Source organism: uncultured Friedmanniella sp. (assembly GCF_964244005.1).
Classification (GTDB): Bacteria; Actinomycetota; Actinomycetes; order Propionibacteriales; family Propionibacteriaceae; genus Microlunatus.
This window is the reverse complement of sequence record NZ_CAXTHG010000006.1, coordinates 88653-103712: the sequence shown is the minus strand read 5'-3', so window position 1 is coordinate 103712 and position 15060 is coordinate 88653. Positions and strand designations below refer to the sequence as shown.

The 15060-nt window shown below is 70.0% G+C and carries 6 protein-coding genes; all 6 read left to right on the top strand.

Annotated features, from left to right (window positions below; genetic code table 11):
- Window positions 1-16 precede the first annotated feature (16 nt).
- Window positions 17-2506, top strand: a complete 2490-nt coding sequence (locus ACFE76_RS05625) for an ATP-binding protein (RefSeq protein ID WP_375430767.1) — start codon at window positions 17-19, stop codon at window positions 2504-2506.
- Entirely contained in the window at window positions 2499-3671 is a 1173-nt protein-coding gene (locus tag ACFE76_RS05620; RefSeq protein WP_375430766.1) for a Wadjet anti-phage system protein JetD domain-containing protein, read from the top strand. The genes ACFE76_RS05625 and ACFE76_RS05620 overlap by 8 nt, the downstream gene beginning before the upstream one ends.
- A gap of 351 nt (window positions 3672-4022) precedes the next feature.
- Window positions 4023-5711, top strand: coding sequence for a hypothetical protein (locus ACFE76_RS05615; protein WP_375430765.1), 1689 nt, complete (start codon window positions 4023-4025; stop codon window positions 5709-5711).
- Between the two features lie 63 nt (window positions 5712-5774).
- Entirely contained in the window at window positions 5775-7505 is a 1731-nt protein-coding gene (locus ACFE76_RS05610; RefSeq protein WP_375430764.1) for a hypothetical protein, read from the top strand.
- A 102-nt stretch (window positions 7506-7607) separates the two neighbouring features.
- On the top strand, window positions 7608-13115 hold the full coding sequence (locus ACFE76_RS05605) for a DUF6531 domain-containing protein (RefSeq protein WP_375430763.1): 5508 nt from the start codon (window positions 7608-7610) through the stop codon (window positions 13113-13115).
- Window positions 13116-13754: 639 nt separating this feature from the next.
- Complete coding sequence (locus ACFE76_RS05600; protein ID WP_375430762.1) at window positions 13755-14099, top strand: Imm8 family immunity protein; 345 nt, start codon at window positions 13755-13757, stop codon at window positions 14097-14099.
- Window positions 14100-15060: the final 961 nt, after the last annotated feature.

The following is a 15060-nucleotide window of genomic DNA, read 5'->3' as shown; positions in this document are numbered from 1 at the left end:
CAGCGCCCTGCCGTACGTGCTGGCCGAACGGAAAGTGGTGCTGGTCGAGGCGCAGCTCGCCACCCTCGCGAGCCGGCTGGAGCGCTGCATCGGTGACCGTCGTGAGCTCAGTGCGCGGCTCGAGCAGCTGGGCGCGGCCGAGCGCGACCTCAGCATCGAGATCGCCGGCAGCGGCGGGGACCGGATCGCGGCGCTGCAGGCCGAGCTTGCCCGGCTCGACCTGCTGCAGACTGAGCGGCGACGGCGGTTCGACCGGTTCAACGACCTGCTGGCCGCGGCCGAGGTCGAACGGCTGGCTTCGGTCGAGGCGTTCGGGCCCGCCCAGGCGCGGGCCGCCGCCCGACTCGCCGTGCTCCAGGACGAGCAGGACGAGCAGGTCGAGCTCGAGAACGACCAGACCGAACGCCGGGTCGAGCTGCGGCGGGTCCAGCAGGAGGCGACGGCGGTCAACGAGGAGCTGCGCAGCCTGCAGAACCGTCGCTCCAACCTGCCCGAGGCGCCGTTGAAGATCCGCGAGCGGTTGTGCACCGACCTGCGGCTCGACCCGGAAAGCCTGCCGTTCGCGGGCGAGCTGATCCAGGTACGCGCGGAGTCCCACGCGTGGGAGGGAGCGGCGGAGCGGGTGCTGCACGGGTTCGCGCTCTCGCTGCTGGTGCCGAACGCGGCGTACGACGGCGTCCGCCGCTGGGTCGACGGGCACCACCTGGGCGCCCGCCTGGTCTACTACCGCGTCCCGGACCGGCTGGCGCCGCAGGCCGAGTCGTCCCGACGGCTGGGCCAGACACTGCTGGTGGACTGCCTCGAGGTCAAGCCCGGCAGCCGGTTCGGGCCCTGGTTGGAGGCCCAGCTCGAACGCCGCGCCGGCCTGGTGTGCGTCACCGACGTCAGCGACTTCTCCTCGGTGACGCGCGGGGTGACCCGGGCCGGCCAGATCAAGGACAGCGACCGGCACGAGAAGGACGACCGACGCCGGATCGACGACCGGCTGTCCTATGCGCTCGGCTGGTCAAACGAGTCCAAGGTCGAGGCCGTGCTGGCCGAGGCGATCGGCCTGAACGACGTCCTGCACACCCTCGCCGAGACCGTGAGCGGTCTGGCCGATCGGCTGAGCGTGGTCCGGGGACGGCTCGCCGCGTTGACCGGCCTGGCCGAGTACGGCAGCTCGACCGACCTCGACTGGGAACAGGTCGTCCGGGAGATCAGCGCCAGGCGCCGCGAGCTGACCGAGCTCACCGCGTCCTCGGACCGGTTGGCCACCTTGATGCAGCAGCGCGCCGAGGTGCTGCAGCAGGTCCGGGTGGCGGAGGAGCAGCGGCGCGTGCTGGACGCCGAGGGCGGCGCCCTGGAGGGTGACCGGGTCCGCGCGACGGCGGTGCTGGCCGAGGCGCAGCAGCTGCTCGTCGACCCGGACGCGCTCGAGCGGAACCGGCGGTGGGCGGATGAGGTCAACGCGCGCGCCGCCGAGGCGCTGGCGCCGGTCAGCGAAGCCGCCCAGCTGGATCGCCTGGAGTCGGCCTTGGCCGCAGACTGGACCCGCCGGATCGACCGGGCGGCCGGCACGATGAACAGCACCGGGCTGCGCTGCGTCCGGCGGATGGGGGAGTTCCGCACGGCCTACCCCGACGAGACCGGCGAGCTCGACGACTCGCTGGCCTCAGGTGGGGAGTTTCGCGAGCTGTACGACCGGGTGGCGCGCGACGACCTGCCGCGCTTCGAGACCGAGTTCAAGCGGTCGCTCAACAAGAACACGATCCACGACGTGGCCATGTTCTCCGCCCAGCTCAACAAGCAGGAGCAGCTGATCCGTGAGCGGGTCGGCACCATCAACGAGTCGCTGGTGACCATCGACTACAACCCCGACCGCTACATCCGGCTGCTGCCGGACCGGACGCCCAACCTCGACGTCCGCGACTTCATCGCCGACCTCCGGGCCTGCACCGACCGGCTGGTCGGGGACGCCGACGACCAGTACTCCGAGCAGAAGTTCCTGCAGGTCAAGCGGCTGGTCGACCGGCTGCGCGGCCGCGAGGGGATGACCGAGCTGGACCGCGCCTGGACCCGTCGGGTCACCGACGTGCGCAACTGGTTCATCTTCTCCGCCTCCGAACGCTGGCACGCCGACGACACCGAGTACGAGAACTACGCCGACTCCGGCGGCAAGTCCGGCGGCCAGAAGGAAAAGCTGGCCTACACGATCCTGGCAGCCTCGCTGGCGTACCAGTTCAAGCTCGACTACGGGGCCAAGAAGTCGCGTTCGTTCCGGTTCGTGGTGATCGACGAGGCGTTCGGCCGCGGCTCGGAGGAGTCGACCCGGTACGCGCTGCGGCTGTTCACCAAGCTCGGGCTGCAGCTGATGGTGGTGACCCCGCTGCAGAAGATCCACGTCATCGAGCCGCACGTCTCGGTGGTCGGCTACGTCGACAACCTGACCGGCGACCACTCGCGGCTGCAGGGGATGAGCATCACCGAGTACCGGCGGCAGCGCGACACCCGTACGGATGAGTAGCTGGACGACCGCCGCGGACCTGCGGGCGGTGCTGCAGCGCCGGTGGGACTCCGGTCGGCTGCTCAAGGCGTACGCGGCCGGGGAGCCGTGGCAGCCGCTGGCCCTGCCGGTTCGTGGCCCGCGGACCGACGAGCTGCTCGACCGGCTCGCTGAGGTGCGGTCCTGGGAGCAGCGGTTGCGCCGGGACTGCTCGGGCGCGCTCCGGCTGGAGACCGAGACGGTCTCCAGTCGGCGGGTCGGCGTCAACGAGCTGCCGGCGCGCGTCTGGGTGGACGGGTACCCGCAGCTGTTCACGCTGCTCGGGGTGACGGGATCGGTACGGCGGCTGGATGAGCTGCTCGACCAGACCCGGATGGAGCTGCCGAAGCTGGTGGGGTGGGCGGTCGCGCACCCGCGGGTCGTGTCGGAGCACGAGGCCGTGTGGTCGCGGCTGTTGGCCACAGTGAGCTGGATCGCGGCCCACCAGAGTCCCGAGCTGTACCTCCGTCAAGTTGACGTGGCGGGGGTCGACACCAAGTTCATCGAAGCCCATCGGCTGCTGCTCTGCGACCTGCTGGAGGCGGTGCTGCCGGCCTCCAGAGTGGATCTGCGCTACTCCCGCTCGGACTTCGCCGGCCGCTTCGGGCTGCGCCGCAAGCCCGACTACACCCGGCTACGGTTCCTCATCCCGCAGACTCACTTTCCGGGCGTCAGCGAGCTCACCCTGCGGACGGCCGAGCTGGCCCGGCTCGACCTGGGCGTCGGGCGGGTGCTGATGGTGGAGAACGAGATCAGCTATCTCGCCCTGCCGGACCTGCCCGACACGGTGGCCATCTTCGGCTCCGGTTTCGCCCTCGGTTCCGCCGCGGCCCTGACCTGGTTGTCCCAGGTCTCGATCATCTACTGGGGCGACCTGGACACGTACGGCTTCGCCATCCTGGACCGGCTGCGGATCCGCTACCCCGACGTCACCTCGATGCTGATGGACGTCGACACCCTGCTGGCCCACCCGCTGCAGTGGGTCCGTGAAGAGGTCCCGACGGCCTCGCCGTTGCTGCACCTGAGCGAAGAGGAGGGCGCGCTCTACCGTGACCTGGTCGAGGACCGGTACGGCGAGCACGTCCGGCTCGAGCAGGAACGCATCCGGTTCTCGAGGGTGCGGCAGGCGCTGGCGGAGCTGGGGTGAGGGGTGGCTCAGCCGTTGCGATAAGTCTGATCGTGCCATGCTCGGAGTGGCCGCCGAAGAGCGTCGCGCCGACACGTGCCATTCGGGCTGCGCGTCTGACTGGGCGGGCGAGGGCGCCGTCGACGCGCCAGACACCAGGCGACACCGCGCAGTCTCATCAGTTTCAACCTTCTCAGGCTCCGGCTGGCACCCCGGTCTTCGTCGTTATAGTCGTGCCACGCGGATCCTCGACGTCGGCGCGCACAGATCCGTGCCGCGGTCCCAGATCTCGCCAGTGCCGGCTCGGTACCTGTTGAAGAACCTTGTCCAGCAGGGCACTGCCCCGGGTCGGATCGGAGGACAGGACACCACGTGCCCAAGCAGCGACGCCGCAAGCCGGCCCCGGTGCCCGAGCCGCCGCCCGCACGGGCCGCCACCGTGGTGACGACAGCGGAGGACGCCGCGGCCCTGGCCGACCACCTGCTGCACCCGGGCCGGTCGACCCCGGTGGTGGTGGTCACCGTCGCGGCCGGCGCCACGGCACCCTACGCCGACGTCGAGCGGCTCTCGGCGGAGCTGGCCGGGTTGGCCGAGGTGTTCGTGCTGGCCACCGGCGCCCAGACCTGGGCGCTGGCGGCCCGGCTGCCAGCGCGGACGGAGGTGTACGGCGGCGCGGCCCGGGCGTATCCCACGACCACGGACTGGCAGCAGGACCCGGGCCGCGCGCCGCTCCGGTTCGCCTTCGGCCTGTCCGACCGGGAGCGGGTCACCGAGACGGTGCTGAGCGACGCGATGGCGATGGGTTTCGCCCAAGGTCTGCAGCAGGCGCCGACGACGTCCCCGAGCTGGGAGGCCAGCGGGGTGGTCCTCGGCAACGCCGGCGGCCGGGCGCTCGTACAGCTCGAACCGCGAACGCCGATGCCCGCCCTCATCTGGCCTGAGCTGACCGCACCCGGACTCGCCGCCGAGCAGCTGTTCGTCACAGGCATGCGGGTGCGCGGGACTTACCACCCGGAACAGCGCCGGCTGGACGTGGTCGGGCTGGCGCGCCCGCCGGTGGAGGCGCTGGTCCCGTACGTCCCCGGCTCGGTCGTCTTGGCCCGCGTGCGGCACGTCGAACGTGAGCTGTGCGTCGCCGAGATCTACCCGGACGTGCAGGCACCGGTGGACGTGGCCAGCCTGCTGGACGGTGACGACGCGGCTGACCTGCGCACGGTGCTGTCGGGCGGGGAAGTCATCCTGGTCACCGTCACGGGTTGGCAGGACGACGAGCCGGTCCTCGCCCTGGCCGGGGAAACCGCTACGCCGCTCGAGGCGCCGTCGGTGCTCGCCGGTGGGCCTCCGTGGCTGGTTCCGGCAGCCGTTTCCACCGTCGCTGATGGTGAGCCAGGGCCGCCGGCCGAGCCCGTGGACAACGCGCGCTTCGCGATCCCCGACTCCCAGCACCCGGCCGTCGCCGCCCTGCAGGCCGAGCGGGACCAGCTGCTGCTGGAGGTACGACGATCGGGGCAGCGGCTTGAGGCCACCCGTCGCGCGTTGGACTCCTCCAGGACCGAGGTCCGTCGCTACCGGGAGCGGTCAACCACGGCCGAGCGGGCCCTGCGGGCGGCCGAGCAGCGGCTGGCCGGCCGGACCCTGGTCAGCGACCAGCCGCTGTTCAGTGACCGGGAGGAGCAGCTGCGCTTCGACGTGGAGGTCACCTGGGCGTACCGGACCACGCCGACGGAGAAGGTCGAGCTGCCGTTGCGGAGCTGGCGGGTCGGTGACCACTTCTTCGCCTCGTGGGAGGCGGTCGAGGGGATCAGCCGGGAGAAGGTCGTCGACGTCGTCGTCGAGGTGCTGATCGGGCGGGCGGAGCACAGTGCCGGCCGCGACGTGCACCAGCTGCGCACCGGGGCCGGCGGCGACGACCCCTACGTCAGCCGGACGGATGGCGCGACCTGCTGGCGGGTCGCGCTCCAGCAGGGCACGCCGGCGGCGAGACGGCTGCACTACTGGCGGCTCAACGACGGGTCGGTCGAGCTCTCGAGCATCCGGCTGCACGCCGACACGTCGCCCTGAGCGCGAGGTTGCCGCAGGACGAGTTCGGTCTGAGACCGCAGCGGACCGGATTAGGGTTGACCGGTGCCGAAGAGCAGACGTCGTACCCCGAAACGCTCCGGGCCGGGCGGACGGCCGGGCAGCCGGTCGCGGCAGTCAACGCTGGCCGACGACGCCGACGCCCCCGGCATCGCCGAGCTCGTCGCCGATCTGGACGACCGGCTGGCGGCGAGCCATCCGCTCGCCGTGCTGGAGCTCGCGAGCAGCCTGCTGGACGGACTGGACCCACGCAACGCGCACCCGTTCGAGCGCCAGGAACCGAGCGATCTGCCGCCGCTGCCGGAGCTGTTGGACGTATTCGTGGCGGCGGGTCCGGCGCCGGGAGCGCTGGCCGGGGTGATGTCACGGCTCGTCGACGACGACCTGGTCCGGTCCCGGGTGGCCCGCGAGGTGGGAGCGCGGTCGATCCTCTGGCCCGCCTGGCTGCAGCGGATGGCGACCGTTGAGGTGGTCGGCGCACAGCAGTTCCTCGACCCCCTACGAGACCGTTGTCACCTGGTCATCCACACCCGGTTCGAGGGCTTCGACCTCACCGCGGTGGTGTCGGTCGACTTTCGCGGCGGGACAGTGGTGGAGGACGCCTTCTTCAGCGACCAGAGGCTGACGCGGTTCCAGGCCTTGTGGGCGGAGAACGCGCCCGAGGGTGTCCAGCCCGAGGTCGAGACGCTCACTCCGGCGGACGTCCGGGCTCGGATCGAGGAGGCGGTGGAGAGGGCAGCGATCACCTGGCCCCGCCCGGAGACCGACTCGTGGCCCGCGAGCCGGCCGCTGCTGGAGTGGCTCCTGAGGAGGCTGCCGGCGGGCGGGTCCGGCTTCGTCCGGCCGGCCTGGTCCGAGACCGACCGCGCTGCGCTCGTGGACCGGTTCGTCGCCAGCGAGGGCGGTGCGGCGTTCGACTCGCCCGACGACCGCTCCATCGTGGACGACCTCCTCTGGTACGGCACCGACTACGGCTACGGCGATCCCCTGCGCTGGAGCCCGTTGGCGGTGGAGATCCTGCTGATCGACTGGTATCCGCGCAAGGTCGTGGCCGACCAGGCGTACCTCCGGCGGATGCCGGCGGTGCTGCGGGCGCTGGTGCCGTTCGGCCACGATCAGGCGGGTCTCGGCGCCGCCTTGACGCAGCCGACGCTGGGAGCGATCGATTTGCTCGAAGCCGAGTACCGGACGCTGATCGGGCAACGGCGGCCCCAGGGCCCTGCGGCCCTACTGGACGCGATGGGTCTGGTCGAGCCGCCGGACCTCGCTGAGCTGCGGCTGGACGTCGTCGCCGACTACGTCGGCGGCCGCCGGGCGCTCGCGGCGTTGGACGACGAGCCCCTACCGGATGAGCCGTTCGACTGGACCGGACTGCCCCCGGAGCTGCACGACCGGGTGGCGGCCGTGCTCGCGCTCTGCGACGGCTGCTGCGACGACCTCTTCGACGTCGAGCACCGTACGGCGGTCCGACGGTTGCTCCGGGACGCCGTGCTGGGCCGGCCCCGCGCGTTCAGCGGCCGGGGCAGCTCGGAGACGGCGGCGGCGGCGCTGTGCTGGCTGGTGGCCCGAGCGAACGACGCGGCGGTCTACCCGCCGAGGCCGCCAACGCGGCTGCTGATGAGCTATTTCGGGTTGGCGTCGTCCCCCTCGACGCGGATCACCACCATGCGACAGGCGGTGGGAGCCGAGCACTGCTCCAGCCCGGGCTCGGTCGGTTCGGCTCGGTATCTGGTGTCGAGCCAGCGGCGCTACCTGATGGACGCCCGCGACAGCTGACCAGGAGGCTTGTGGATAACTCTTCAGGGGTGTCCGGGCCTGCCTACGATGACCACGCCGTCGGCAGCCGCTGACGTTCGGCGGACATCGGGGGATGTGCTCGTGGGGGACCTGCGCGGTATCGCGGCGGACGTGATCTTCGATGACGGCGTCGCCGACGCCCTGATCGCCACGTGCCAGGACGCGGCGACGGCCATCGAGGGTCAGTCCGGGTCGCGGTTGTCGTGGCAGATCACGGCGCAGGTCGACTTCGCGGGCTACTTCTCACGGCTGTTCGCCGCGAACGCGACGGTGGCGGCGGGTGACGCGGTCGAGCTGGGGCACCGGCTGCGCGAGGTGGCCACGGGAGCGCAGCGACGGAAGGAGGGGGCGCGTCTCGAGCAGCAGCGCCGGGAGGTGGCCCGGGCGTGGAAGGTCCAGCACGACCAGCGCAGCGGTGGGAACAAGGTCGGCGACTGGCTGTCGGGCGGGGACGACCCGCCGTTCGGCCCGCCGGCGGAGGAGCCGACGATCGCGGTGTCGCCGCCGGTGAACCGGTCCCGGGCGACGCCGCCGCCGGGCAGCGGTGGCGGTGCTGACGGAGGTGGGGGGACGTCGTCGGCGCGTCCGTCCGATCTGCGCACCTTCGCGCTCGGGTCGCAACGCGCGAACGACGAGCTGCGCCGCATGCCGGTGGGGCTGCGGGTGGCGTTCGCGAGCTTCGGGCAGTCGTGTCGGTGGGGCACGTTGGACGCGCTCGGCGTGTTCACCGGGTTCGAACGGTGGCTGGCCGCCAACGACGAGGACGTGCGGTGGGTGACGACGTTGGCGTCCGCGTTCGCGGCGGCTGGTGGTGACCATCGCGTCTCGTCGGTGGCGAACAGCGCGCTGTCGGGTGCCTTGCGGGCGTCGCACGTCGACGTGTCGCGCGCCGACCTGGTGATCGAGGGGCCGAGCGCGATGTTCGGCCAGGACGTCACCTCGGGGTACGCCGACGACCCGGTCAACACCGCGACCGGCAACTTCGTGGAGCACGAGACCGATCTGTCGTTCCCGGGTGCGGCGGGATCGTTGGCCTTGACCCGTTGTTACAACTCCTTCAACGCCGAGGTCGGCGCGTTCGGCCCTGGCTGGTCGTCGCTGGCCGAGTCGGGACTGACCTTCGACCCGGTTGCAGGGCTGGCCCGCTTCCGGTTGCCGGACGGTCGTGAGGTCACCTTCCCGCGGCTCGGAGACGGCTGGGACCGCGCTGTCGGGGAGAACCTGTGGCTGGTGGCGAGCGGCGACGGCCTCGCTGTCGGTGACAACGTCGGCGGCTGGTGGCGATTGACCACCGGCGGGAGCCTGTCGGGATTCGGCAGCGGGGCGGGCGACGGTCGCGGCGCCATCCGCCTGGTCAGGGACGCCGCTGGCCGTCTGGCACGGCTCGAACACGGCCGCGGCCGGTACCTCGACCTGGGGTGGGGGACGGTCGCGGATAGCGAGCGTGTGGTCTCGGCCACGGCCTCCGACGGCCGCCGGGTCGACTACCGCTACGACGATTGGGGCCGGCTGACCGCCGTCGCCGATCCGGCCGGGACCCGGACGTACCGGTGGTCCGGGTCCGATGGGCAGCCGTCGGGGCTGGTGTCGGCGGTGGTGGACGCCGACGGGGTGGTGGAGGCGGAGAACGTCTACGACGAGCGGGGGCGGGTGGCGTCGCAGCGTTCGCCGTTCGGCCGGGTGACCCGCTACGCCTACCTGCCTGGCCGGGTCACGGTGGTCTCCGACGAGGACGGCTCTCGCTCCAACTCCTGGATCGCCGACGCCCGCGGTCGGCTGGTGGGGGTGGTGGACGCCGCCGAACACCGGCAGTCGACCAGCTACGACCGCTGGGGCAACCCGGTGCTGCTCACCGAGCGCGACGGCGCGACGACCGTGCACGAGTACGACCTGCGGGGTCGGCGGGTCCGGACGGTCACGCCGTCCGGGGCCGACGTGACGGTCGGCTACGACGAGCATGACCGGGTGACCACCGTGGTGACCGAGAAGGGCGCGGTTACCACCTACTCCTACGACGGCGCGGAGCGTAATCCGTCGACCGTCGCCGACGCCGAGGGCGGAGTCACCCGGCTGGTCTGGCAGGACGGTCTGCTGACCGAGGTGACCGACCCGGTCGGGGTGGTGGTCCGGTTCCGCTACGACGTCTTCGGGGACCTGATGACGGTGACGGACGCGGCCGGGGGCGTCGCGCGGACCGTACGCGACGCTGCGGGTCGGGTGACCGCGGCGCTGACCCCGTCGGGTCAGCGAACGCAGTACGACTATCACCCGGTGACCGGCGTCCTTGCCTCCCGGCGAGACCCCGACGGCGCCGTCTGGCGGTACGAGCACACGGCGGCCGGGCGGCTGACCGCCGTCGTCGACCCGTTGGGCGGCCGGACCAGTGTCGAGCACGGTGTGCACGGGGCCGAGTCCAGGACCGTCGACCCGTTGGGTCGGGTGATCACCCGGCAGGTCGACGACCTGGGGCTCCTGGCGGGGGTGGAGCTGCCCGACGGCAGTGCCTGGCGGTTCACCCACGACGCGTTGTCGCGGCTGGTCGCCAGCACCGACCCGACCGGTGCCGTCTGGCGCTCCGAGTACGAGCCGTCCGGGGCGCTGACGGCGACGGTCGACCCGACGGGGGTCCGACGCAGTGTCGGCGTCGACCGGGCGTCGGGGCGGCTGCGGGTGGACGACGGGACTGCGTGCACGGTGACCGGGTTCGACCCGTTGGGCCGGCCCACGTCGCTCGGCCAGGAGGACGGGTCAGCGGCGGCCCTCAGCTACGACCGGTGCGGCCGGCCAGTGGAGTCGTTGGACGCCGAGGGCGGTCTGACGCTGATCCGCCGGGACGCGGCTGGTCGTCCGGTCGCGGTGGTCAGCCCGACGGGGTCCGTCACCGGCTACGAGTATGACCAATGCGGCCGGTTGGCGGCGGTGGTCGACCCGCTCGGCGCCCGCACCACCATCGCCTACGACGCGGACGGCCGTGCGGTCCGGCAGACCCTGCCGACCGGTGAGATCGCGTGGACCCGCTACGACGGGTGCGGCCGACCGGTCGTCCACCACCAGCCGGGTGCGGGTACGTCGACGTACGGCTACGACCGGTGCGGTCGGGTGGTGGAGTCCCGCGATCCCCAGCAGGGGCGTCGCCGGTTCTCCTACGACGTGGCCGGCCAGATGGTCGCGGTGACCGACGGCGGCGGGGGCGTCACGCGCTTCGGCTACGACGTCCTGGGTCGCGCGGTCGAGATCATCAACCCGACCGGTGCGGTCACGCGCCGAGAGTTCGACGGTCTGAACCGGTGCACCGCGGAGACCGATCCGCTCGGCCGCACCACCTCCGCCGGCTACGACGCCGCGGGTCGCCTCGCCTGGCAGACCGACCCTGACGGGCACACCACCACCTGGACCTACGATGCCGCCGGCCGACCTCTCGGCATGGCGGTCGACGGCCGTACGGTCGCCACGCTCGCCCGCGACCTGCGGCTTCGGACCGTCACTGTCGACGACCACACCCGTGCGGACAGGGTGTCGCGGCACGTCCTGGAGTGGAACCGGCGCGGCCAGCTGGTCAGGCGAGTGCGGGACGGACGAGCGGTGTCCTGGACCTACGACGCCGACGGGCGCCGCAGCACCATGTCCACACCGGACGGGCTGACGACCCGGTACGGCTGCGACGGAGCCGGACGGCTCATCTCGGTCGCGCACCCGCTGTTCGGCCGGGCGACCTTCGACCGCGACCGGGCCGGGCGGCTGATTGCCGCCGCCGCGGGCGGACTGCTGCAGACCTGGGAGCACCGCGACGGACATGTCGTCGCCCACACGGTCACCGATACCGGCGGTGCGACCCGGACCGGCATCGACCGCGACCCCGACGGCCGCATCCTCGCGGTGAGCCGCGACGGGGTCGAGACCCGCTACTCCTACGACGGGGCCTGCCAGCTCACCGAGGCGCGGACCAGCGGTTCGGTCACTCGATGGCGGTACGACGCGGCCGGCCGGCTGGCGGCAGAGTCGGTCGACGACGCGATGGTGGAGCACGTCTACGACCTGGCGGGACAGCTGCTCGCCACCACAGCCGCGGACGGTCGCCGAACCGCCTTCGCCTACGACAGCCTCGGACGCCGCACCCACACGAGCGATGGACGCGGCCGGGTCGAGGAGTTCGGCTGGAGCCCCACCGGCCACCTCGGCTCGATCACTGAGCACGTCGATGACCGCGTCAAGCGGACCACGCTGCACACCGACGCCCTGGGCGAGCTCGCCGTGCTGGAGGGTGGGGAGGACGAGTCAGAGTTCTTCTGGGACACGGCGGCCTACGCGGGTGCCCCGGTGCTGGCCGGTGGCCTGCCGGTTGTCGCCGCTGGTCCGCTCACCGGTATCGGCGAGACCTGGACGGCGCCCGGCTGGCGGACCTCCCGTTCCGCGGGCGCGGACCCGTGGAGCGTCGGCGCTGGGGGTCGGTCCGGATCAGGCTTCGAGGTCGGGGCGGCCGGCGAGATCTCGGTCGGAGGACTGGAGTTCATGGGCGCCCGCGTCTATGACCCGGCGTCTCGAGCCTTCCTGTCGGTCGATCCGCTGGACCCCGTGATCGGGGCTGGCTGGGCGGGCAACCCGTACTCCTACGCCGGCAACGATCCGCTGCACGCCCTCGACCCGACCGGCCTGAACCCGGTCAGCGACGCCGACCTTGCGGCCTACCGCAACCGCAACGGCCTGGGCGGGAACCTGCTCGGCGCCAACGTCGCCGTGAACCAGTGGATGCACGACAACGGGGAGTACGTCGCCGGCGGCGCCATGGTCGTCGCCGGTGGCGCCCTGATCGCCACCGGAGTCGGTGGGCCGATCGGCATGATGCTGGTCTCCGCCGGTGCCGACACGATCATCCAGAAGGCGACCACGGGTGACGTGAACTGGACCGAGGTCGCGGTCGCCGGCGCGGCCGGCGGCGTTGGGTTCGGCGCCGGCAGTGCGGTCACCGGGGCTGCGCTCAGGACCGGCGCGAGCATCGGCATGAGGGAGTCAATAGCTGCTGGTGTTGCCGGCGGTGCCGCAGACGGAGGTATCTTCCGTGGCGGCTCGTACCTCGCCGGGCCGGGCCCGCACACCGTCAGCGAGCTCACTGACCGGACGGTACGAGGAGCCTTCGTTGGCGGCGTCACCGGTGGCGCCGGCGGAGCGGCTGCCCACGGCATCAGCACCTACGCCGGTCGTACGCTGAGCGCTGTCCGTCCTAGCCTGACCTCGCAGGGAGGAAGCGGGAAGCCGTTCACCTCGTCCGATCCGCATGTCGCCGATGCCGCGAACGCGATCGAGCGCGCATTACCTGGTCGAGTACGGTCGGTGAACTCCAATGTGGCCATGAAGAATCTGCATTCGAGAGAGGTGGACATAGACTTGGGTGACTTGGGGGTCCAGGTGAAGAGCGGTAATGCAAGAGGGCTTACCGGGCAAATGCAAAAGACGAGGGCCACGACAGATCTTACCGTCATTGGCTACGCCCCCGACATGCCGAGGGGTGCCTGGTTCAACGCGGCCAGTCAAGGACTACCGATTGCGCGAGACACAGACGAACTTATTGCGATCGTGCGTGAATTGGGATGAAAGGAGCCTTTCTAGTTGCTATCAATCCTCACCTGGAAGACGAAGTTCGAAGCGTTCTCAGTAGGCTGGGCGCGATATGCACTGACACTGGTGATTTCTGTCAGTTGAAGGACCACCGCGGCCGTTTGTTTACCGTCTTTGTCACCTTGGAACCAGAGCTTAGTTGGGACTGGCAGGAGGAACCGATCATTGTGAAGATCGGAGACAAGCCCAACATGTCGGCGACTACTGCATGCTGGATAGAATGTCGATGGGAGGACCTTTTCGTGCAAGTGGTGGAGGCCATAGCAATTGAATTGACAACTCCCGCCTGGGTTCTCGACAGCGATGGCGTACTTTGGCCGGCACTACAGATCGACCATCGCGAGCTCGTCCTCTGAGCCGCGTGGAAGGGTGCGCCGTTGGATCGGCGACCCAGGAGCAGGCTCACGTTGTGGGTATGGCCTGGACGGGGGATGGAGCGCAATTTTCTCGCAGCGGATTGGCTTGGAAGAGCGTGGACGGGATGCGTGCCTGTCGACCGATACCTCATAAGCAGCATCTCGGCGCCTGGCGAGCTAATCTTGAAACCCGGACGCCGAGGCAGGTCACACGGGAGCCGCTAGCCGATGGGCTCGTCGATATCTCGGACGCGCCGTGATGCAAGCCGTCATCAAGAGCTTTGAAGGCATGATCGATGAGCCAGACGACTACGTATCGGAGGATCCTGCGAATGACGCGTTTCTTCTACGCATGATGATAGGTCCTGCACATTCGCCTGGGATTGATGCCTTTGACATCTTGGTCTGCACCCCAGGATGGCTGGCCCAAGAGACTGAGCAGAAGGGTCCGCAGCTCCGACGCCATATGCTAGTTATGGCAACTCTCGACCTGACACGTGCGCAAGATTTTCTGCGACGAAGGGTAGAGCAGCTCACGGCACCCAACTGGGAGGATATAGCGCGGAAGTTGGCGCGGATAGGCCACTGGGAACTGGAGGACTAGCCTTACAGCTAGATCGCCATATCTGATGTTGTCCCCTTGCGCGGCACTTGATGCCCGCTCGAAAGACCAACGGAGTGGCTTTCGAGCCCCCTCGCTGATAAGTACCAGCCCTGAAATCCCGCTTTTCGACGGGACCAGTGAGGAGGATCACGATGGGGCTCGGCGATGACTCAAGTTTGCTCGCTGGCGGCCAGGAGCCGAGCGACGTAAGGCCTATATCAGCATCCGCTCCCCCGCGCCAGCGCCGAGAGCGCAAGAAGCTGGCGCTCTCCTTCATGAGCACCTACGGCAGTCACAGAAATACGGTCAAGGAGGATTCCGGGACCTGCCGGATGGCCATTTGCGTTACTAAAGTAAGCTGAGTTCAGCTGAGAAGCTCGGCGAAATAGGAGGGCGCCGACGTGTTCGCGAATGGGTTCCGTAGGGGAAAGAATAGGGTGGCACGAGACTATCAATCACGTCGGCAGAGGTTCGCATTGCCCGCCCCGAGACTTTGAGAAGTGAAAGTGCACCACATCTTTGGTGCCGACGGTACCTATGAGGGGTTCAGGTGATGCAGCCGGCTCCGAGCAGACACGCTGTCAAGGAGAAGTTGATGGATCTCGTCACTGGGCGACTTTCACGCGAAGAGATTGCTCGGTGGGCCGATCAGTGGGTCGGCGAGGTCGATGATGGTGCCGACGACCTTGTGGTGTGGGACGCTCTCAACTGCCTCTCTGGCGCGGATGCTCCGACCATACCGGATGGCTACCTGTACTTTGAACCTGACTTTCATCGATGGCTCGACGAATTCGAGAACGCTTGTGATTCAACGGGTGTCGACTATAGTCGCTTCACGCTAGCCGCTGACGTTGGGTTAGAGGGTGCCACGTTGCAAGCACGGAGAGCTTCCTTATCCCCCTCCGAGCCGAGCATGATGATCCGCAGGATGCGGGCCAGCAACTATGACATTGGGTATCAC

Bases quoted from the DNA above. Each gene is read 5' to 3' on its own strand.
- ACFE76_RS05620 (WP_375430766.1), top strand. From the start codon at position 2,499: ATGAGTAGCTGGACGACCGCCGCGGACCTGCGGGCGGTGCTGCAGCGC.
- ACFE76_RS05600 (WP_375430762.1), top strand. From the start codon at position 13,755: ATGCAAGCCGTCATCAAGAGCTTTGAAGGCATGATCGATGAGCCAGAC.